We start from the raw sequence: 19,723 nt of genomic DNA on the forward strand, positions 1-19,723 counted from the left end.
GGAGCGACCTAACCACGACACTCCGACGCCGTCACGTCTGGCAGGTGTCTTTTCCGTAAGGAGGGCCGCCACCGCCGCCCTCCTCATCGGCCGTCCGCGTCAGTTGCTCATGGCCCAGGCGTGTTCATGCACCAGTCCTTCATCATAGAAGGCGTTCATCGGGTGCTCCGCTGCGGCCGGCGCCGGCGCCTCGTGGAATTGCGCCGTCTCGGTGCTGCCGGCCATGGCCGTGGTCGAAGACCGGCCGCCCGAGGCTGCGAGCGCCACGGCGTCGAACCAGCCCGTCCCCACCTCGCGCTGATGGCGGGTTGCGGTATAGCCCTCCGCCTCCGAGGCGAATTCGGCCTGCTGCAGTTCGGAATAGGCCGCCATCCCGCGCTCTGCATAGCCACGCGCCAGCGTGAACATGGAATGGTTCAGGCTATGGAAGCCCGCCAGCGTCACGAACTGGAAGCGATAGCCCATCGCACCCAGAGCCTGCTGGAAATACGCGATCTTCTCCGGCGGCAGCTTCTTGGCCCAGTTGAAGCTCGGGGAACAGTTGTAGGCGAGCATCTTGCCCGGGAAACGGGCGTGGATGGCACGGGCGAAGCGCTCGGCCTCGTCCAGATCGGGCTCGCTCGTCTCCCACCACAGAAGGTCCGCATAGGGCGCATAGGCTAGGCTGCGAGCGATGGCATAATCGACCCCGCGGCCCGGGCGGATGCGGAAGAACCCTTCCGAGCTGCGTTCGCCGGACAGGAAGGGACGGTCGCGCTCGTCGACATCGGCCGTCAGCAGCTGCGCCGAATGCGCATCCGTGCGGCAGATCAGGACGGTGGGGACGCCTTCGACATCCGCCGCCAGCCGTGCGGCGTTGAGCGTGCGGATGTGCTGGCTGATCGGCACCAGCACCTTGCCGCCGAGATGGCCGCATTTCTTTTCCGAGGCGAGCTGGTCCTCGAAATGCACGCCAGCCGCGCCAGCCTCGATCATCGCCCGCATCAGCTCGAAGGCGTTCAGCGGGCCACCGAAGCCGGCCTCGGCATCCGCAACGATCGGCGCCATCCAATGGATGGAGTGATCCCCTTCCTGAGTCGCGATCTGATCCGCCCGACGCAGGGCGTTGTTGATGCGGCGCACGACGAGCGGCACCGAATTGGCGGGGTAGAGCGACTGGTCGGGATACATCTCGCCCGCCTGATTGGCGTCTGCGGCCACCTGCCAGCCGGACAGGTAGATCGCCTTCAGCCCGGCGCGCACCTGCTGCATCGCCTGGTTGCCGGTGAGCGCGCCGAGCGCCGGCACGAAGGGCTCGGTTTTCAGCAGATGCCACAGGCGCTGGGCCCCGCGTTCGGCGAGGGTGTGGCGGATGCGAAAGGACCCGCTGAGACGTGCGACCTCCTCGGCCCCGTAATCGCGGCGGATGCCAGCGAAACGATCATCGGCGGCCAGATCGGTCGCCAGGCCTTCGGGTTCATACTGACGTCTGTCGGTGTGGATCATTCTTTCCTCCCCAAACTTGGTGGAGTGAAGTATTAACACCGGCAGCGAGACGATCTTGCGGAAATCGCCGTACAGCTTGGTAATGCCGTCGTCAAATCGACGCTGACGCTTGTAAATCTGTAAAGGTTGTAAATGTCCCGGATTCCGATTGGTCGCACGCTGCGCCGCCTGCGCATGGAGCGCAGCCTGTCACAGCAGGAGCTGGCAGCCAGGCTCGGCATCTCCGCGAGCTATCTCAACCTCATCGAGCATGACCAGCGGAAGATCACGGCGACGCTTCTGCTCAAGCTCGCGGAACAGCTCGAGGTCGATCTCGCCGCCCTCTCCGGGCGGGAGGAACGCCAGATCGAACTTGGTTTACGCGAAGTCTTCGCCGATGCCCTGCTCGGTGCCGAGCCGGTACCGGAAGCCGAGATCGCCGCCCTCGCCGCCCTGCCCAATGCGGCGCGGGCGACACTCGCGCTCTATCGCGCCTGGCGCGTCTCCTCGGAAGATGCGACCGGCATCGCGCTGCCGTCTGGCCGGCGCGTGCTGTTGCCGAACGAGGAGGCGCGTGACGCGTTTCACGAACGGGCCAATCATTTTCCGGAAATCGAAGCGGCGGCGGAGCGGGTGGGATCGGCGCTCGCCGCCTCGCCGGCGGAGATGAACCACGCTGTGGCGGAAAGCCTGCGACGGCGCCATGGCGTCTCGGTGGTGGTGGCGCCCCTGCCCGAGGCGCTGCGGCGCTACGACCCGGCGACCCGCAGCCTCACCCTGTCGGAACAGCTGCCGCGGGAAAGCCGCGGCTTCCACATGGCCTTCCAGCTCATGATGCTGGAAGCGCGGGAGGTCGTGGAGGGCGTCATCGCCGCCATCGGGCCCTCGACGCCGGAAGCCGCGTCGCTCATTCGCATCGGCCTGCTCAACTACGCAGCCGGCGCGCTCATCATGCCTTACGGGCCTTTCCTCGCGGCGGCGGGCGCGCTGCGCCACGACGTGGAGCGGCTGGCGGCGCGGTTCAGCGTCTCCTTCGAACAGGCGTGCCACCGCCTTTCCAGCCTGCAGCGACCCAGCGCCCGCGGCGTGCCCTTCTTCTTCCTGCGCGTCGACCCGGCCGGCAACGTCTCCAAGCGCTTTTCCGCCGCAGGCTTTCCCTTCGCCCGCTATGGCGGCTCCTGCCCACGCTGGGTGGTGCATTCCGCCTTGGCGACGCCCGGCCAGATCCGCGTTCAGGTGGCGGAGCTACCGGATGGCGGACGCTTCCTCTGCTTTGCCCGCAGCGTCTCCCGCATGGCCGCGCATTGGTCGGAACCGCGGCCCGTCCATGTCGTCGCCATGGGCTGCGACATCGCCCATGCGGCTGAGTTCATCTACGCCGATGCCCTCGACCTCGACCGCGCCACGGTTGGCATTGGGCTCTCCTGCCGGCTCTGCGACCGGCAGAATTGCCGCAGCCGCGCCTATCCGCCGCTGGAGCATCGCCTGGCTTTGGACCCGCTGACGCGCAGCGAAAGCCCGTATCATTTTGAAATCACCCCTTGATCCGGCCCCGGCGGGCGAGCGTTCACAAGCCGGTAACACTTTGCCTCCTAGTCTGCTCCGCTATTGTGCGCACCATCTAGGACGACGGGCCTGCATCCCCATTCCCCCACCGCCAGCCAGGGTTCCCCTGCAGGACCTGTGGATCGCCGGCTTCCGACGGACACGCGGCGGGGCGCCGGGCGAGACTCGCTGATCCTCGACTATCAGCCGCGTCATTGCATGCGTACGGGACGCGTGCTGGCAGTCGAAGCCCTGCCGCGCTGGCCCCACCGCCTGACCGCCGCCGTCTCCGGCGGCTCTGCCGGCACCTCGGAACGGCATTCGCCCCGCCTGATCGGCGGCTGGATGCTGCAGAACGCCTGTCTGGAGGCGCAGCAGTGGAACAGGAGCGATCTGCGGCTCGCCGTCAAGCTGATGGGGCCGCACCTGTCCAGCGAAGAACTCTGCATCCAAGTCTCCGCCGCTTTGGAAGAAAGCGGGCTGCCGCCGGAATGCCTTGAACTCGCCATTCCCGAATCGACCGTCTTCAGCCTGGACGAGGATGCCACCATTGCCTTCGCAAGCCTGCGGGACATCGGCGTCAACCTGCTGCTGGACGAGTTCGGCCACGTCTTCGCCAGTCTCCTCGCCCTGCGCGACATGCCGCTCACTGCGATGAAGGTGGATCGCCTGATGCTGCGCAGCCTGCCCTCGGACAAGGAAACCCTCGCCGTGGTCCGCGCCGCGGTTGAAACCTCCCACGCCATGGGTCTCAGCGTCTGTGCCGACGGGGTGGAGAACGAGGGGCAGCGCCGCGTGCTGCAGGATCTCGACATCGACGAGGGGCAGGGCGGCGTCTTCAGCCCCCCGCTCTCCACCGCGGACCTCCGCGTTTATCTCCAACGCTAGAGCGCGTCGTCACCTTGCGTCTCTGCGACCCGGACCATTAGCGTCTCCGCAATGGGTGGAGCGTAGCGGCGTGACGGGTGAAGGTCAGAAGGTCGGGTTGTTTGTTGCCGGGGTGCAGAAGGGCGGCACCACCAGCCTATTCACCCGCCTCGCCCAGCATCCAGCCTTCGCGGCACCCCTCAAGAAGGAGCCTCATTTCTTCGACGAGGAGGGGCGGGATTGGGACCGGCCCGATTACGAGGTTCTGCATGCCGAGTATCCGACCGCCGACGGCAGGCTGCGCTTCGAGTCGACACCCGTTTACTCCTATTGGGAACCGGCGATGGCGCGCATCCATCGCTACAATCCGGATGCCCTCATCATCCTGCTGCTCCGTGATCCGGCCCAGCGCGCCCTCTCGCAATGGCGCATGGAGCGCGCGAACGGCGGAGAGAAGCTGAGCTTCCTCGAAGCGATCCGGGCGGAGCCCGCGCGGCTCGCCAAATCACCGCCCTGGTGCTTCTTCTGGTCTGCGAAGAGCTTCGTGGCACGGGGTCGCTATGGCACGCAGCTCGCCCGCATCCTGGAGTATTTTCCGCGGGAACGCGTCCTGCTGCTGCGCTCGGAGGATTTCTTCGCCCGGCAGGCCGAAACGCTGGCGGCGATCGCCAGCTTCCTCGGCGTCGGGCCATTCCCGGAGCAGCCGACGGTTCACGAGCACCAGGGCGATCCTGCACTCAGCGCGCCGGACGAAGCCCTGGACGAAGTGCGGCACCTCCTTGCCGAAGACCTAGCCCTCTTCGCATCCCTCAGCGGGTGGGACGTTCGCGACTGGCTGGCGCCGCAGTCGGCGCTCGCCTGACGAAGTTCAGACCCGGGCAGCGGTCGGGCGACGACGGCGGAAGGACCGCGCGAAGCGCTTCAGGCCGGACAGCTGCTGTTCGAGATAATTCCCGGTGTGCATGGCCTCGTCCGCCGAAGGGTCCCCGGTGCGGATGTATTCGCGGCTGAAATCCGCGGTGCCGAAGATCATGTCCCACCAGGGCAGCACGGCGCCGTAGTTGCAGCTCTTCTGCCCGGCCGCCTTCACGCTGTGATGGGCGCGGTGGAAGCGTGGCGAGATCAGCAGCCGCTCACCCAGCCAGCCGAAGTGGATCGTCGTATTCGCATGGCTGAAGCTTTCCAGCACGCGCACCAGCAGCACCAGCATCGGGAACTGGATGGGCGGCACGCCGATCGCGATGGCGACGATGCCGAACCAGATGCCGGAGATGAAGTCGTCCAGCAGGTGATTGCGGTCGTCCGACCAGAAGGTCATCTGCCGCTGCGCATGGTGCAGGGAATGCAGCGTGTACCACCAGTAGAAGCGGTGGGAGAGCCGGTGCCGCCAATATTCGGCAAAATCCAGAATGATCAGATAGGTGATGAGCGTGAGGATCGGATGGCCGAGCAGGAAGGGCAGCGCCCGCTCGATCGTCGGCGGCACGATGCCGTGGTCGGTCAGCCAGCCGTTGATCCAGGTCTGCACCATGTAGAAGAGCACGAAGGTGACCAGCGGCAGCACGCCGATGCGCTGCAGCAGGGTGTAGAAGATGTCCGTGCCGACGCTCTCGGCCTTCTGCCACTTCTCGAGCGGCCAGAAGCGCTCTGCCGGCATCGACAGGCCCAGGGTGATGAAGACCTGCGCGATGCCATAGAGCGCGACCAGCGCCCAGCCGTAGGAGACGTCTTCCCAGGCCGAAAGGCCGGTGTGCCACAGCAGCGGCAACAGGAAATGGCCTTGCAGCCAGCCCGCCGTCGCATCGAAGGGATCGGCGAAGAAGTCGCTCCAGCTCATGATCAGTCCGCGCTCGCGATGCTCGTCTGCCAGATCTTCGGATCATGCGTGTTCAACCAGATGCCGTGGGGCGACCGGCCAACGCGGATCGTCGTATAGGTAAAAGTCTTGGGGTCGATCAGCGCGATCTGGTGCTGCCAGCGCAAGGTCGCCCAGATCGTGCCGTCGGGCGCGAAATCCATGTCGTCCGGCCCTCCCGGAATCTGGAACGTCTTGATCACCTGCAGCGTCTTGGCGTCGAGGACGGAGATGTGCCCGCTTTCCCGGTCCGTCACATAAATGATCTTGTGATCCGGCGGCATGAACATGACGTGCGCGCCCGGGTCGGTCTTGATGGTGCCGATCACGTCACCGGTCTTGGGGTCGACCTCGGCCACGTGCCCCTCGCCCATGATGCCGACCAGGATCATGCCATTGTGCCACAGCACGCCGGCCGGGGTATTGCCGACGGCCTTCTGCCACTCGACGGCTCCGGTCCCGGTATCGATGGCGATCAGCTGGCCGGAGACCTGCAGGCTGACATAGACGTTCTTCGAATCGGGCGAATAGTTGATGTGGCTCGGCATCGTATCGGCGCGGACGCGATGCAAGAGCTTGAAGGTCTTGGCGTCGTAAATGTCGATCTGGTTGCGGGCCAAACCAGCGACGGTGAGGTACTCGCCGTTCGGACTGAAGACCAGCTGATAGGGATCGCTCATGGTGATGTGCTTCACCATCGCCCCCGTGCGCGGGTCGAGGAAGAAGAGCGCGTTGCCGGTGGTGTCGCCGACCAGCAGGTAGCGGCCATCGGGTGTGAGCGCCATGTGGTGCGGCTCGCGGAAGACCGGCACGCTGCGGATGATCTGGTGCGTATCGACGTCGATCTCGTCGATGGAGGCGCTCAGCGAATTGATCACGAAAGCGATCTTCGGATGCGCGGCATGGGCGGGCGGGGCGGCGAGGCCCAGGGCGACACCGGCCAGGGCAAGACCGGTCAGGAAGCTGCGCCAAGGACGCATCGGAAGACACTCCGTCATCAAGAAACTAGGTGAAAAAGCCGCACTAGGTGCCTGAAAGTCAAATGAACTCTCAGGCTAAGGTGCTTCACGTGGAACGCTAGCCGACGGCGCGAGAGAGACCATGACGCAGCGCAAACTTCCCCCGGAAGTCGCGAATGCCAGCCCTGCGTCTGAAACCTGCCTCCGCGCGCCTCAGGCGCGTCGGCGCAGGAGGCGGACGGTCACCACCGCCCAGCAGAGCAATGCGTAGAGGAAGTCCATCGCCGCGAAGGACAGCGGCAGGCCTGGGATCAGGTAATTCGGCGCATCGCAGGGCTTGGCCGGCCGGGACGGCAGGCTCTTCATCAGCGCGGCGAGATCGTGCGTCACCAGGTTGGAGGCGCTGCATTCGGGGAGCGGACTCGGCCACCAATGCCATTCGACGCCGACATGGATGAAGGCGACTCCGACATCCGCCAGGAGGGCGGTCGCGCCAAGCCAAAGACAGAGCGCCGCCAGCCGCCCGGGGAGCGCGAGCGCGAGCAGGCCGAGCAGGATCACGATCCGGTAAGGCCAGCGCTCCCAAAGGCAGAGTTCGCACGGCGCCATTCCGAGGAAACGCTGCGCCCCAAAGGCCACAAGCAGGGCGCCAAGGCCCACGGCGATCAGAAAAAGGGCGGTGCGGCGATCAGAGGATGAGGACATGCGTCCTTATCCTCCGCCGCCCCTTGGTCTGCCAAGCGAAGCCACCTCCCCGGACCGATGCAACAATACGCTTGGTTTTCCGCGCGGTTCGGGTGATACGCTCGCAAGATTCATGACCCATCCATCTTTACCCTAGCCCTGGATCGATGACGGCCCTCCTTACCCTGGTGGCGGCGGCCCTGCGTCATCCCGTGCTGCAGGCGCTGTCGATCATCGGCGGCACCTTCATCCTGGAGGATGCGGCGACGGTTGTGACGGCGATCCAGGTCCAGGCCGGGACCATTCCCATCGAGATCGGGCTCGGCGCGCTCTACACCGGCATCGTGCTCGGCGATCTCGGCCTCTACGGGCTCGGCCGCCTCGCTGCAGTCATCCCCTGGATGGAGCGCTTCATCCCCGCGCGCCGGCGCGATATCGGCCGCGACTGGCTGAACAGCCGCCTCGCCCGCGTGATCTTCATCAGCCGCTTCTTGCCTGGATTGCGGCTGCCAACTTATACGACATGCGGGTTTCTCAAGACGTCGTTCCTCGTCTTCACCTTGGCGGCCATCGTTGCCACCTTGATTTGGACGAGCCTGCTTTTCACCGTCTCGATGAAGCTCGGGCATTATATCGAAGCCTATCTCGGCGCCTGGCATTGGGCAGGCATCGCCGTTCTATGCATCGTACTGCTGGTGGCCAGCCGGCTGGTTGCGCGGCAGTTGAGAGGAAAAGAAACGACGTGAGCGATATTCAGGCTGCGTCCGCGTCTTCGGCGGCCCTCGCCCGCCTGCGGCGTTCCCAAGCGGCTCGCCCCGAGCGGATCACGTCCTTCTTCGAATTCTGGCCGGGCTGGATCGCCTACACGCCCATCGTCCTGCAATGGATCGGCCTCGGCATCCGCTACGGCAACCCGATCCTGGCAACCGCGGCCAATCCCACCATCGAGGCCGGCGGCCTTTGCGGTGAATCGAAACAGTCCATCCTCGACCAGATGGGACCCGACGGCCGGGAGTGGGTGGCCCCCTACACCGTCTGCACGACCGGGGCCTATCCCGAATCGGACGATCTGAGCCTGGCTGAGGCGGCCATGGCGGAGGCCGGCCTGAGCTTCCCCGTCGTCGTGAAGCCCGACATCGGCTGTAACGGCACCGGTGTCTGTCTCGTGGACAACCGCGCCGATCTCGCCCGCTACCTCGCCGCCTTCCCGCGCCTGACCCGCTTCATGCTGCAAGCCCTGATCCCGCATGAGGCCGAAGCCGGAATCTTCTACATCCGCCGCCCTGGCGAGAAGACCGGCACCATCACCTCCGTCACCCTCAAATCCTCTCCCGTGGTGGTCGGCGACGGCCGATCCAATCTCCGGGAACTGATCATGGCGGATCCCCGCTGCGCCCAGGTGCCGCATCTCTATCTGCCGCGCCTTGCCTCCCGCCTGCACGAAGTTCCGGAAGCGGGTGAGCGGGTGAAGCTGGTCTTCGTCGGCAACCACTGCAAAGGCTCAACCTTCAAGAACGGCGCGAAGCTCGTGACACCCGAGCTGACGGCGCGGATCGAAGGCATCGCCCGCTCCATCCCGAATTTCCACTTTGGCCGCTTCGACATCCGCTACGAGAGCCCGGCGGCCCTGATGGCCGGCGAAGGGTTTCGCATCATCGAGATCAACGGCGTGGGCTCGGAGGCGACCCATATCTGGGACCCGCAGACGACCTTGCGCGAAGCCTATGCGGCGCAGTTCTTCCACTACCGCTCTGCCTTCGAAATCGCGGCCGCCAACCGCGCCCTCGGCCATAAGGCGACCGGCTTCTTCACCCTGCTGCGCATGTGGCGCCGCCAGAAGCGGCTGATGGCCTCCTACCCCGCCAACGACTGACTTGGCCGCTCCGAAGATCCGCCGCGCCCGCGCCGACCGGCTCCTCGTCGATCGGGGCCTGGCGGAAAGCACTGCGCGCGCTCAAGCCTTCATCATGGCAGGCCAAGCCTATGCTGGCACCCAGCGCATCGCGAAGGCCGGGGATCTTCTGCCCGAGGACGCCCCTCTATCGCTCAAGGGCCAGGACCATCCCTGGGTGTCGCGCGGCGGGCTCAAGCTCGCCCATGGCCTGGCTCATTTCGGCTATCCCGTCTCCGGGCGCGTCGCGATCGACGTCGGCGCCTCCACCGGGGGCTTCACCGACGTGCTGCTGACGGAAGGGGCCGCCCGCGTCTATGCCGTGGACGTGGGCCACGGGCAGCTCGCCTGGAAGCTACGCAGCGACGACCGCGTGGTGGTGCTGGAAAAGACCAATGCGCGGCTGATCACGGCAACCGAAATACCGGAACCGCTCGGCGCTCTCGTCTGTGACGCAAGCTTCATTGGCCTGCGTGCCGTGCTGCCCGCACCTCTGGCACTGCTGACACCGGGCGCCTGGGCGATCGCCCTGATCAAACCCCAGTTCGAAGCGGCACAGGCCGAGATCGGACCTCGCGGCGTCGTCACTGACCCCATCGTGCGCACCCGCACCTGTGGCGAGATCGAACGGTGGTGGACGTCATTACCGGGCTGGATCGTGGATGGTGTCGTGGAAAGTCCGATCACCGGTCCCGAGGGCAATCATGAATATCTGATCGGGGCGCGCTACGCGCCCTGATGGCAGGCTTTCCCCGCGGCCGGGCGGTCTTCTGCGGCATGGACTGAGGAGATGTCGTCCAGCAGCGACCAGACGCGATGCGCCTCCATCGGAGCCGTCGGGTCGTTCAGAATGCGGTCCAGCTCTTCGAGCTTCCAGGTGATCGACCGCTGCATCAGTCCCATCAAGCCTCTCCCATCCCCGCAGGCGGGATGTTACCGCACTGCAGCATTCGGAGAAGTAAGAAACGTCAGCGTTTCGTCCAGATTTGGCCCGTCAACGTTTTCGTGTTCGTCCTGCTATCAGAGAGAAGACTGGATGGCAGGCGCCAGAGCTGGAACCTTGGCCGCGGGATGCGCGGGATTGCGGAAGCGCAGTTCCCCTTCGGGAGCGGCATCCGGCCCGCTGAGGCCGAACATCTCCATCCGGCTGTAGCAGGTCACGGCCACCACATGGGCCGCACCGTCGCAGGTCATGTACTGGCGCGCGGCACCTTCCAACTCCAGGCTATCGCGCAGCACGCGCCATTCCGGCCGGTCCATCTCCTCGAGGAACAAGGCCAAGATCGCTGGGCGCGTGCCGGAGACCACGGTGGGCGCCAGTTGCTCGAGTTCACTCCGCACCATCTCGGCGATGGAATTGCGCCGCCCGGCGCGCGCGGCCATCGCCCAGACGCCTTCGGCGCAGGCGGAGAGAGACAGATGTGCCTCAGGCCCGAATTCCTCCCGCAGGCGCGCCATCAGCCCGTCGAGCGAGGCATTGTTGCTGCCGAGCACCAGCGGCTCGATCCGCAGCACCGCCGCTTCATCCTGATCCAGCCGCGCACCACCTTCGAGCATGGAAAGGACGCGCGCCTGCAGCGCCTCCATCTGCGCCGCATCGCCATCCTGCAGACCGCGGGCGAAGGTCATCTTCAGCAGATAGCGGCCTGGCCGCGCCGCGAGCCAAGGCTTCACCTGCGCCTCCACCCGGTCACAGAAGGACGCCCAGGCCTGGCGATGGATGTCGCGCCCAGCTTCACCCGAGAGAGTGTGGCAGATGCATTCGGCCTCGGCCCCGTCGCGGCGCAGCAGCAGGCAGTAGGCCGTGCCCTCTTCCAGCCCGCTATGCACCACCTCGAAGCCACGGGCCCGGTGGAGCGCCGCAGTCCGGAAGAGATGCAGCAGCCCGACCAGCCGACCGTCCCCCGACAGCGCCGCATCGAGCCGCGCGCGAAGCCGGCCAAGCCCGGTCGGGCTCAGCACGGTGGTCGTCGCCATGAGTTCGGCGAGAATTGCTTCCAGCCGCTGTTCAGCCACTGTGGGGGCAGAGCGTTCAGCCGCACGCGTGCCATCTGGAGCCCGCCCGCGCATGCGTTCGATCGCGAGTTCCAGAGCGTGGCGCTGCTTGACCACCGCGCCGGAGCGATTGCCGGCAGCGGCGCGCCCGATGATCTCGGCGATCCGAGCCGACCACAGCTCTTCTCCCACGAAGAGCACGAACTGCTCCGTCACGGGTAAGCTCGCCCGTGGAAAAGCCTGGGCAGAACGCGTCAAACTCTCGGGAGACAGAATTTCGCTCATTCGCAAGCGATACGCGAAGGCGCCCCGCGCCTCAATCAACCCACTCAACACAGACGTGTGAGATTGGAAGGACTTATCGCGTGCGGTGTCCGTTTTGCGCCCGGTCGCGCAGCAGGTGGTCCGCAAGGACGCAGGCCATCATCGCCTCCCCCACCGGCACGGCACGGATACCGACGCAGGGGTCGTGCCGGCCCTTCGTCGAGACCTCCACGGCTTCGCCCAGCGTGTTGACCGAGTGCCGCGGCGTCAGGATGGAGCTGGTGGGCTTCACGGCGAAGCGCGCCACCACCGGCTGGCCAGTGGAAATCCCGCCCAGGATGCCACCCGCATGGTTCGACAGGAAGTCGACACCGCCCGCGGCAGCGGGGCGCATCTCGTCGGCATTCTCCTCGCCGGTCAGCGCCGCTGCGGCAAAGCCGTCGCCGATCTCGACGCCCTTCACCGCATTGATGCTCATCAGGGCCGCCGCCAGATCGGCGTCGAGCTTGCCGTAGATCGGCGCGCCCAATCCCGGCGGAACGCCCTCGGCCACGATTTCGCAGACGGCGCCGACCGAGGAGCCGGCCTTGCGGATCGCGAGCAGTTCGGCCTCCCAAGCCTCCGCCGTCGTCGGATCGGGGCAGAAGAAGGCATTGGCGTCCACCGCGGCCCAGTCCCAGCGCGCACGGTCCACGCTGCGGCGGCCCATCTGCACCATGGCGCCGCGGATCACGACGCGGTCGCCGAGGACCTTGCGCGCCACCGCGCCGGCCGCGACCCGCATCGCCGTCTCGCGCGCGGAAGAGCGGCCACCGCCGCGATGATCACGGATGCCGTATTTCATCTGGTAGGTGACGTCGGCATGCCCGGGGCGGAAGCTTTGGGCGATGTTACTGTAGTCCTTCGAGCGCTGATCGACGTTGTCGATGACGAGGCCGATCGGCGTGCCCGTCGTCATCCCCTCGAAGACACCGGAGAGGATGCGCACCTGGTCGGGCTCCTGGCGCTGCGTCGTGAAGCTCGACTGCCCCGGGCGGCGCCGGTCGAGATAGGGCTGGATGTCCGCTTCGGTCAGCGGGATGCCCGGTGGGCAGCCGTCGATCACGCAGCCGATCGCCGGCCCGTGGCTTTCGCCCCAGGTGGTGACCCGGAAGAGCTGCCCGAAAGTATTGTAGGACACGCCTCAGCCCGTGATCGCCGCGATGTCGGGAGCGGCCGGGTTCTTCATGCCCACGATGTGGTAGCCGCAATCGACGTGATGGACCTCGCCCGTCACGCCGCGGCCGAGATCGGAGAGGAGGTAGAGGCCGGAGCCGCCCACTTCTTCCGTCGTCACGTTGCGGCCGAGCGGTGCGTTCAGCTCGTTCCACTTCAGGATGTAGCGGAAATCACCGATGCCGGAGGCCGCGAGCGTCTTGATCGGCCCGGCGCTGATGCCGTTCACCCGAATGTTCTTCTCGCCGAGATCGGCGGCCAGATAGCGCACGGAGGCTTCGAGCGCGGCCTTGGCCACGCCCATCACATTGTAGTGCGGCATGACGCGCTCCGCGCCTAGATAGGTGAGCGTCAGCAAGGAGCCACCTTCAGGCATCATCGCCGCCGCCCGCTGCGAGACGGCGACGAAGCTGTAGCAGGAGATGTCCATCGCCTGCAGGAAGGCCTGGCGCGGCGTGTCGAGGTAGCGGCCGCGCAGATAGGCCTTGTCGGCCCAGCCGATGGCATGGACCAGGAAGTCGATCTTGCCCCAGCGCTTCTCCACCTCGGCGAAAGCGGCGTCGATGCTCGCCTCGTCGGCGACGTCACAGGGCAGAACCAGATCGGCGCCGATGCTCTCGGCCAGAGGCCGCACACGCTTCTCGAGGGCTTCACCCTGGTAGGTGAAGGCGATCTCCGCACCCTGGGCCGCGCAGGCGGCGGCGATTCCCCAAGCGATCGAGCGGTCATTGGCGACGCCCATGACCACGCCGCGCTTTCCGGCCATGAGCGTGCCGCGGGCGGGCAGGGTGGCCGAGGCATCTTGGGACATGCGGGACCTCTTCTGAAACACGACGGCTGCAGGTTCTCGTAACAGCGCGTGGTGACACAGGCGGCAAGCAGGGACAAGGGGCGGCCGCTCATGGCGCCATGGAGCCATCCCGCGGGCGCGGCTTGGCCACCGATCATGGGCGGGTCAGAATGCGCGGCCCGATGGAGGATGACCCGCATGTCGCTCGCCGCTTTGCCGACTCAGGACCCTTTCCAGCTCTTCAACGACTGGTATGCGGAAGCACGACGGACGGAGCCGGCCGACCCGAACGCCATGACGCTCGCGACGGTCGATGCCGATGGCCTGCCGGATGCCCGCATCGTGCTGCTTAAGAGCCACGATCCCCAGGGCTTCGTCTTCTACACCAATTACGAGAGCCGAAAGGGCGCGGAGCTGGCGGCCAATCCTCGCGCCTGCCTCAATTTCCACTGGAAGAGCCTGCAGCGACAGGTGCGGCTGCGCGGCCGGGTGGAGAAGGTGGCCCCGGCCGAGGCGGACGTCTATTTCGCCGGTCGCCCGCGCCTCTCCAAACTCGGCGCCTGGGCCTCCGACCAGTCCCGCCCGCTCGCCGATCGCGCGGTGCTCGAAGCACGTCTGGCCGAGGCGGAAGAGCGGTTCCCGACCGCGGAGGTGCCGCGCCCACCGCACTGGTCGGGCTTCCGCCTGGTGCCACACAGTGTGGAGTTCTGGCGCGAAATGCCCTACCGCCTGCACGACCGTCTGGTCTTTACCCGCACGGCCGAAGACGGCGCCTGGGAAACGAGCCGCCTCTTTCCCTGAAGCCCGCTATGCTACAATAGAGGCGCGCACGGAAACGGACTGACTGCCATGCCCATCCGCAAGATCATTCTCCTGCTGAACGAGACTGCAGCCGGCCGCGCCGCGCTGGACACGGCGCTCGATACGGCGAGCACCTGGAAGGCGCATCTGACGGTGCTGCACGTCCGGGTCGATGCGCGGGACGTCGCCCCCCTCGCCGGGGAAGGCCTGTCCGGCGCGATGATCGAAGACATGATGGTGGCGACCGAGAAGGAGAGCGCGGTGCGCGCGCATGAGGTGCGCGTGCTCTTCGAGAAGGCGATGAACACCCACGGCGTCACCATCGGCGAGGCCCGGCCGCAGGCGGGCGTCGCCTCGGCCAATTTCGTCTCGGTCGCCGGGCGCGAGGAAGAGATCATCGCGCAGCAGGCGCGCTTGGCCGATCTCACCATCATCCCGCATCCCGAAGCCGGGCAGGACGTGTCCTCCTCTGACGCCCTCCATGCCGTGCTGTTCGATTCAGGCCGCCCGGTAATGATCGCACCCGCGGCCGAGCCCAAGAGCCTCGGCCGCCGCATCTGCATCGGCTGGAACGGCACCGCCGAATCCTCGGCTGCCGTGCAGGCCGCTCTGCCCTGGATGCAGAAGGCGGAAGCCGTGCGCATCCTCACCTCGGATGACTACCAGCGCCGCGGCCCCGGTGCGCCGGACCTTGCGGCTTACCTGTCTCTGCATGGGGTGGAAGCCGAGATCGCGACCTTCCGTCCACTCGAAAAGTCGGTCGGTGCCGGGCTGCTGGCCGGCGCGCGGGAGTTCCAGGCCGATCTGCTGTCGATGGGCGCCTATTCGCATTCCCGCCTGCGCCAGCTCATCCTCGGCGGCGTCACCCGTCACATTCTGGAAAATGCCGACCTGCCGGTGCTGATGAGCCGCTGAGGCTCAGGCGCTGAGGCGGAAGACCGTCACCGTCCGCTCGGGCCGGTCTTCCAGCTCGAGCGTCGTCGGCACTACCATGGTCGCGATCGGCACCATGCCGGCGCGGGGCAGATAGGCCCGGCCGGGATCGGCGACCCAGACTTCGGCGCCTTCTGCAACCATGCGCCGCAGCCAGGGCAGGATATGCCCGGTCATCGGCGCCTCGTAACAGACGTCGCCGCACAGGATCAGGTCCCAGCGGCGGTCGTCACCCACCACATCCCGCGTCTCGGCAAGCACTGAGACGTCGTTTTCCGCCGCGTTCAGCCGGGTCGCCGCGATCGCCAGCGGGTCGATCTCCGCCGCCTCCACGGCCTGGGCCCCAGCTTTTGCGCAGGCGATGGCGGCGAGGCCGCAGCCGGCCGCGAAATCCAGCACGCGACGGCCCGCCACCAGCTCCGGCCGGTCCAGCACCATCCGCGCCAGCACTTGGCTTCCGGGCCAGGCAAAAGCCCAGAAGGGCGGCTCGATCCCCGTTTCCGCGAGCCAGCTCTCGCTCGCCTGCCAGATCGGGGTGATTTCGGTCGCGAGCCAGAGTGGAATTTCGGGCACGAGGGTCGCATGGCTCCGCATCGTATGGGCGCGGAGGAAGGTCTCGGCCTCCGTCGTCACGCTCAAAGCCGCCCAGCGAGCAAGGCGAGCCCCACGGCAAGACCCACCCATTTGTTGTTCTTGAACAGAGCGAGGCAGAGCGGACCATCATTCACGTCGAGCCGCCAGACCTGCCGCGCCAGCATGACGGACGGCAAGATCAGCACGATCAGATAGAGGGCGCCAAGCCCGGCAGCGATGCCGGCCGCCACCAGCAGCAGCACGGTGCAGCCGTAGCAGACGGAGAGGAAGGGCCGGGAGGTCTCGGCGAAGAGCCGCGCGGTCGAGCCGATGCCGACCAGCGCATCGTCCTCGCGGTCCTGATGGGCATAGATCGTGTCGTAGCCCAGAATCCAGAAGAAGGCGGCGGCATAGACTAGGGCACCGGGCCAGCCGAAATGCCCGGTGGCGGCAACGAAGCCGAGAGGCGCGCCGAAGCCGAAGGTCAGCCCCAGCATCGCCTGCGGCCACCAGGTCACGCGCTTGGCCGCGGGGTAGAAGGCGACGAGGATGAGCGAACAGGCCCCGAGGATCTGCGCCGCCGGATTGAGGCTGAGCAGCACGGCGAGGCCGATGAACAATAGCAACACCAGGAAGACGGCGGCCTGGCGCATGGAAAGCACGCCGGAGGCGAGCGGCCGACCCGCCGTCCGCGCCACCATCCGGTCGATCTTGCGATCCCACATGTCATTCACCACGCAGCCGGCGCTCCGCATGACGAGCGCCCCCACCGCGAAGAGCAGGATCAGGCGGATCGTCTCCGCCGCCGGCACATGCGCAAGCAGAATGCTCCACAGTCCCGGCAGGAACAGCAGCCAGGCGCCGATGGGGCGGTCGAGCCGTGCCAGGATGGCATAGGGTACGAGGCTGGCGGGGAGCTTGCCGATCCAGCCGTCCCGGTCGATATCTGTATGCGCTGCCATGAGCACTCCTTCCTCCTTGGCCGGTCATGGGTCAATCCGCCTCCACGTCGCAGCCGATCTCGGCGCAGACGCCTCCATCCGGCTGGAGGAGGGACAGGCGCGCTATCTCGGCACCGTCATGCGCCGTGCCCCTGGCGATTCGCTCCGCCTGTTCAACGGACGGGATGGGGAATGGGCCGCCACCATTCGGGAGATCGGCAAGCGGGGCGCTGTTCTGCAGGCGGAACGCCTGCTCCGCCCGCAAGCGAGCGAGCCCGATCTCTGGCTGCTGCTCTCCGTCATCAAACGGGATGCGCTCGAATGGGCGGTGGAGAAGGCCACCGAGCTCGGCGTCTCAGAAATTCATCCCGTCGTCACGGCGCGCAGCCAGCCGGCGCGGCCGGCGCCCGAGCGACTGGCGGCGATCGCGGTGGAGGCGGCGGAGCAGTGTGAACGCCTCTCCGTCCCACACATCCACGCGCCGCAGCCGCTGGAGAGCCTGCTGCGGCGCTGGCCGGCAGACCGCCCCCTGATCGCGGCCATTGAACGCGACGGCACCGCCCCCCCACCGCCACCGGTCGTTTCGGGCGCGTTGCTGATCGGCCCCGAAGGTGGCTTCGATCCCCGGGAGCTTGACGTCCTCCGCCGGCTTCCCTTTCTTGTAGCGGCGTCGCTCGGCCCCCGCATTCTGCGGGCAGAGACCGCGGCCATCGTGGGTCTCACGCTTTTGCAGCGCCCATAGCCTTTCTTGAACAACGACGCTTGAGCAGAACAGCCGATGTCCAACCCCGGCGAGGGTGACCTCACCCCGATCGACTCCACGGCGCAGCTCGCCGCCTATCTGGCGGAGGGCTGCAAACCGGCGTCGCGTTTCCGCATCGGCACCGAGCACGAGAAGTTCGGCTTCCGCCGTGCCGATCTCGCGCCGCCGCCGTACGAGCCGAACGGCATCCGCGCGATGCTGGAAGGGATCGCGAAAGGCGGTTGGCAGCCGATCCTCGACCGCGGCAACCCGATCGGCCTGACGCAGGGCGGCTCCTCCGTCTCCCTGGAACCTGCCGGCCAGTTCGAGCTTTCGGGTGCGCCGCGGGAGACGCTGCACGAAACGCGGGACGAGCTGGCAGCGCACCTCTCTGAGGTGCGGACCGCCGCCGAACCGCTCGGCTTGGGTTTCGCACCATTGGGCTTCCACCCGCTGGCGACCCAGGCGGAGATGCCCTGGATGCCGAAAGGCCGCTACGGCATCATGCGCCGCTACATGCCTCAGGTCGGCACGCGCGGCCTCGACATGATGACCCGCACCTGCACCGTGCAGGTCAATCTCGATTTCGCCTCGGAAGCGGACATGGTGCGCAAGCTGCGCGTCAGCCTGGCCCTGCAGCCCTTCGCAACGGCGCTCTTCGCCAATTCGCCCTTCTACGAGGGCCGGCCGAACGGAGTTCTCTCCAACCGAGCCCTAGTCTGGACGGATACCGACAATGCCCGGGCGGGCATTCCACCCGTGGTCTTCGAACCGGGCTTCGGCTTCGAGCGCTTCGCCGATTTCGCGCTCGATGTGCCGATGTATTTCGTCTACCGGGACGGCCACTACATCGACACCGCCGGCCGCTCCTTCCGCGATTTCATGGCGGGCCGGCTGCCCGGGCTCGAAGGTCAGCGGCCGACGCTTGGCGATTTCGCCGACCATCTCACGACCATCTTCACCGACGTCCGCCTGAAGCGTTTCCTGGAAATGCGCGGTGCCGACGCCGGCAGCCCGGCCATGATGCTCGCCTTCTCCGCCTTCTGGGTGGGCCTGCTTTACGACGATGCTGCGCTCGCGGCGGCCGAGTCCCTGGTTCGCGGCGTGACTGCGGCGGAGCTTGCAACGCTGCGCGCCGCCGTGCCGGCCCAGGGCCTCGATGCCCCGTGGCGGAATGGACGGCTGCGGGATCTGCTCACGCCCCTCCTCGCCATCGCCTCGGACGGGCTTGCGGCGCGCGCGCGCCTGGATGCGGCCGGCGCGGACGAACGCATCTATCTCGCCCCCCTGGAAGAGATCGCGGAGGGCACGCCGACGCAGGCGGAGTACTGGCTGGCGCGCTACCATGGTGCCTGGAACGGCGACCTTCGCCCTATCTTCGAGGAGGCCGCGATCTGACGGACGGCGGCGACATCTTCAACCGCGCGGCCGTCCGTCGCCATCGGGACCGCGCCGCCGCGACCGTGCAGGAGGTGGCGCCGATCCTCGAGGATGCGGCCGACCGCCTGCTGGACCGGGTGGCCGATACCACGCGGCATTTTCAAGCGGCGCTCGACATCGGCGGGCGTGGCGTCATCGCGCCCCGGCTCCGCGCCATGGGGATTCCTACGGTTGCCATGGACCTCTCGGCGAAGATGGCCGCCCTCAGCGGCGCGCCCTATCTCGCGGCGGACGAGGAGCTTCTGCCCTTCGGCCCAAACAGCTTCGACCTCGTTATCGCCAATCTCTCCCTGCACTGGGTGAATGATCTGCCCGGCGCGCTCATCCAGCTGCGCCGCGCCATGAAGCCGGACGGGCTGCTGCTTGCCTCGCTTCCCCTGCTCGGCTCGCTGGGCGACGTCCGTCGTGCCTTGACCGAAGCTGAGACAGAGCTGCGCGGCGGCGTCAGCCCGCGCATCTCGCCCTTCCCGGAACTGCGCGATCTCGCGGGGCTGCTCCAGCGGGCGGGCTTCGCCTCGCCGGTCGCCGACCAGGAGGAAATCACCCTGCTCTATGGCAACCCGCTCGCCTTGCTACGCGATCTGCAGGCAGCCGGTGAGCGCAACGCGATCCGTGAGCGCAGCCGTGCGGTCCCTCCTGCTGGGCTCTTCCCCGCCGCCCTCATGCGCCTGCCGCAGGACGCGGATGGCCGCGTGCCCGTCACGCTCCGCCTCGGCATCATGACGGGCTGGTCTTCCGGCTGATCCGCCCGCTTTCCTTTTTGA

The 19,723-nt window shown here is 67.0% G+C and carries 21 protein-coding genes; 11 read left to right on the forward strand and 10 right to left on the reverse strand.

Features of this window, described 5'->3' with window-relative positions:
- Window positions 1-99: 99 nt before the first annotated feature.
- Window positions 100-1,485, reverse strand: a complete 1,386-nt coding sequence (gene aceA, locus ACYQ6W_RS07605; protein ID WP_459674559.1) for an isocitrate lyase — start codon at window positions 1,483-1,485, stop codon at window positions 100-102.
- A 132-nt stretch (window positions 1,486-1,617) separates the two neighbouring features.
- Between aceA and ACYQ6W_RS07610 the strand changes: the two genes are divergently transcribed.
- The 3 genes from ACYQ6W_RS07610 (at window position 1,618) to ACYQ6W_RS07620 (ending at window position 4,738) form a co-directional block, all read left to right on the forward strand.
- A complete protein-coding gene (locus ACYQ6W_RS07610) occupies window positions 1,618-3,009 on the forward strand; it encodes a helix-turn-helix domain-containing protein (protein WP_459674560.1) in 1,392 nt (463 codons plus the stop codon).
- A gap of 138 nt (window positions 3,010-3,147) precedes the next feature.
- Window positions 3,148-3,897 carry an EAL domain-containing protein gene (locus tag ACYQ6W_RS07615; protein ID WP_459674561.1) on the forward strand — a complete coding sequence of 250 codons (750 nt, stop codon included), beginning with the start codon at window positions 3,148-3,150 and terminating at the stop codon, window positions 3,895-3,897.
- A gap of 70 nt (window positions 3,898-3,967) precedes the next feature.
- Window positions 3,968-4,738 carry a sulfotransferase family protein gene (locus tag ACYQ6W_RS07620; RefSeq protein ID WP_459674562.1) on the forward strand — a complete coding sequence of 257 codons (771 nt, stop codon included), beginning with the start codon at window positions 3,968-3,970 and terminating at the stop codon, window positions 4,736-4,738.
- Between the two features lie 6 nt (window positions 4,739-4,744).
- Here ACYQ6W_RS07620 and ACYQ6W_RS07625 read toward each other — a convergent pair whose 3' ends face one another.
- From ACYQ6W_RS07625 to ACYQ6W_RS07635, 3 genes are all read right to left on the reverse strand, one after another.
- Window positions 4,745-5,713 (reverse strand): sterol desaturase family protein, encoded by a 969-nt coding sequence (locus tag ACYQ6W_RS07625; RefSeq protein ID WP_459674563.1) that lies wholly within the window; start codon window positions 5,711-5,713, stop codon window positions 4,745-4,747.
- Between the two features lie 2 nt (window positions 5,714-5,715).
- Window positions 5,716-6,711, reverse strand: a complete 996-nt coding sequence (locus tag ACYQ6W_RS07630) for a YncE family protein (protein ID WP_459674564.1) — start codon at window positions 6,709-6,711, stop codon at window positions 5,716-5,718.
- A 192-nt stretch (window positions 6,712-6,903) separates the two neighbouring features.
- Window positions 6,904-7,395 (reverse strand): disulfide bond formation protein B, encoded by a 492-nt coding sequence (locus ACYQ6W_RS07635; protein ID WP_459674565.1) that lies wholly within the window; start codon window positions 7,393-7,395, stop codon window positions 6,904-6,906.
- Window positions 7,396-7,541: 146 nt separating this feature from the next.
- Between ACYQ6W_RS07635 and ACYQ6W_RS07640 the strand changes: the two genes are divergently transcribed.
- Genes ACYQ6W_RS07640 through ACYQ6W_RS07650 form a run of 3 tightly spaced genes read left to right on the forward strand, consistent with a single transcriptional unit; the run spans window position 7,542 to window position 10,004 of the window.
- Window positions 7,542-8,120: a DedA family protein gene (locus tag ACYQ6W_RS07640; protein ID WP_459674566.1), complete on the forward strand. Its 579-nt coding sequence runs from the start codon at window positions 7,542-7,544 to the stop codon at window positions 8,118-8,120.
- Window positions 8,117-9,247, forward strand: coding sequence for an ATP-grasp domain-containing protein (locus ACYQ6W_RS07645; protein ID WP_459674567.1), 1,131 nt, complete (start codon window positions 8,117-8,119; stop codon window positions 9,245-9,247). Before ACYQ6W_RS07640 ends, ACYQ6W_RS07645 begins: the two co-directional genes overlap by 4 nt.
- A gap of 16 nt (window positions 9,248-9,263) precedes the next feature.
- Window positions 9,264-10,004, forward strand: a complete 741-nt coding sequence (locus ACYQ6W_RS07650) for a TlyA family RNA methyltransferase (protein WP_459674824.1) — start codon at window positions 9,264-9,266, stop codon at window positions 10,002-10,004.
- On the opposite strand, the gene ACYQ6W_RS07655 is transcribed toward ACYQ6W_RS07650, so the two are convergent.
- From ACYQ6W_RS07655 to fabI, 4 genes are all read right to left on the reverse strand, one after another.
- Window positions 9,992-10,168 carry a peptide chain release factor 1 gene (locus tag ACYQ6W_RS07655; RefSeq protein WP_459674568.1) on the reverse strand — a complete coding sequence of 59 codons (177 nt, stop codon included), beginning with the start codon at window positions 10,166-10,168 and terminating at the stop codon, window positions 9,992-9,994. The genes ACYQ6W_RS07650 and ACYQ6W_RS07655 overlap by 13 nt on opposite strands.
- A gap of 117 nt (window positions 10,169-10,285) precedes the next feature.
- Entirely contained in the window at window positions 10,286-11,476 is a 1,191-nt protein-coding gene (locus ACYQ6W_RS07660) for a hypothetical protein (RefSeq protein ID WP_459674569.1), read from the reverse strand.
- Between the two features lie 142 nt (window positions 11,477-11,618).
- On the reverse strand, window positions 11,619-12,704 hold the full coding sequence (gene aroC, locus ACYQ6W_RS07665; protein ID WP_459674570.1) for a chorismate synthase: 1,086 nt from the start codon (window positions 12,702-12,704) through the stop codon (window positions 11,619-11,621).
- Window positions 12,705-12,707: 3 nt separating this feature from the next.
- Window positions 12,708-13,550: an enoyl-ACP reductase FabI gene (gene fabI / locus ACYQ6W_RS07670; protein WP_459674571.1), complete on the reverse strand. Its 843-nt coding sequence runs from the start codon at window positions 13,548-13,550 to the stop codon at window positions 12,708-12,710.
- A gap of 177 nt (window positions 13,551-13,727) precedes the next feature.
- Here fabI and pdxH point away from each other — a divergent pair, with 177 nt between their 5' ends.
- The gene (pdxH, locus tag ACYQ6W_RS07675) at window positions 13,728-14,330 is read left to right on the forward strand and encodes a pyridoxamine 5'-phosphate oxidase (protein WP_459674572.1); all 603 of its coding nucleotides are present in this window, start codon (window positions 13,728-13,730) and stop codon (window positions 14,328-14,330) included.
- A gap of 48 nt (window positions 14,331-14,378) precedes the next feature.
- Window positions 14,379-15,245 carry a universal stress protein gene (locus tag ACYQ6W_RS07680; protein ID WP_459674573.1) on the forward strand — a complete coding sequence of 289 codons (867 nt, stop codon included), beginning with the start codon at window positions 14,379-14,381 and terminating at the stop codon, window positions 15,243-15,245.
- 3 nt (window positions 15,246-15,248) lie between these two features.
- Here the strand turns inward: ACYQ6W_RS07680 and ACYQ6W_RS07685 are convergent, their stop codons facing one another.
- A complete protein-coding gene (locus ACYQ6W_RS07685) occupies window positions 15,249-15,902 on the reverse strand; it encodes a class I SAM-dependent methyltransferase (RefSeq protein WP_459674574.1) in 654 nt (217 codons plus the stop codon).
- Entirely contained in the window at window positions 15,899-16,798 is a 900-nt protein-coding gene (ubiA, locus tag ACYQ6W_RS07690) for a 4-hydroxybenzoate octaprenyltransferase (RefSeq protein ID WP_459674575.1), read from the reverse strand. Before ubiA ends, ACYQ6W_RS07685 begins: the two co-directional genes overlap by 4 nt.
- On the opposite strand from ubiA, the gene ACYQ6W_RS07695 reads away from it, so the two are divergent.
- The 3 genes from ACYQ6W_RS07695 to ACYQ6W_RS07705 are packed head-to-tail and all read left to right on the forward strand — an operon-like array spanning window position 16,797 to window position 19,702.
- Window positions 16,797-17,519 (forward strand): 16S rRNA (uracil(1498)-N(3))-methyltransferase, encoded by a 723-nt coding sequence (locus tag ACYQ6W_RS07695; protein WP_459674576.1) that lies wholly within the window; start codon window positions 16,797-16,799, stop codon window positions 17,517-17,519. The genes ubiA and ACYQ6W_RS07695 overlap by 2 nt on opposite strands.
- A gap of 36 nt (window positions 17,520-17,555) precedes the next feature.
- Window positions 17,556-18,917, forward strand: coding sequence for a glutamate--cysteine ligase (locus ACYQ6W_RS07700; protein ID WP_459674577.1), 1,362 nt, complete (start codon window positions 17,556-17,558; stop codon window positions 18,915-18,917).
- Complete coding sequence (locus tag ACYQ6W_RS07705; protein ID WP_459674825.1) at window positions 18,914-19,702, forward strand: methyltransferase domain-containing protein; 789 nt, start codon at window positions 18,914-18,916, stop codon at window positions 19,700-19,702. The genes ACYQ6W_RS07700 and ACYQ6W_RS07705 overlap by 4 nt, the downstream gene beginning before the upstream one ends.
- Window positions 19,703-19,723: the final 21 nt, after the last annotated feature.

It is taken from the genome of Acidisoma sp. 7E03, from assembly GCF_054665075.1.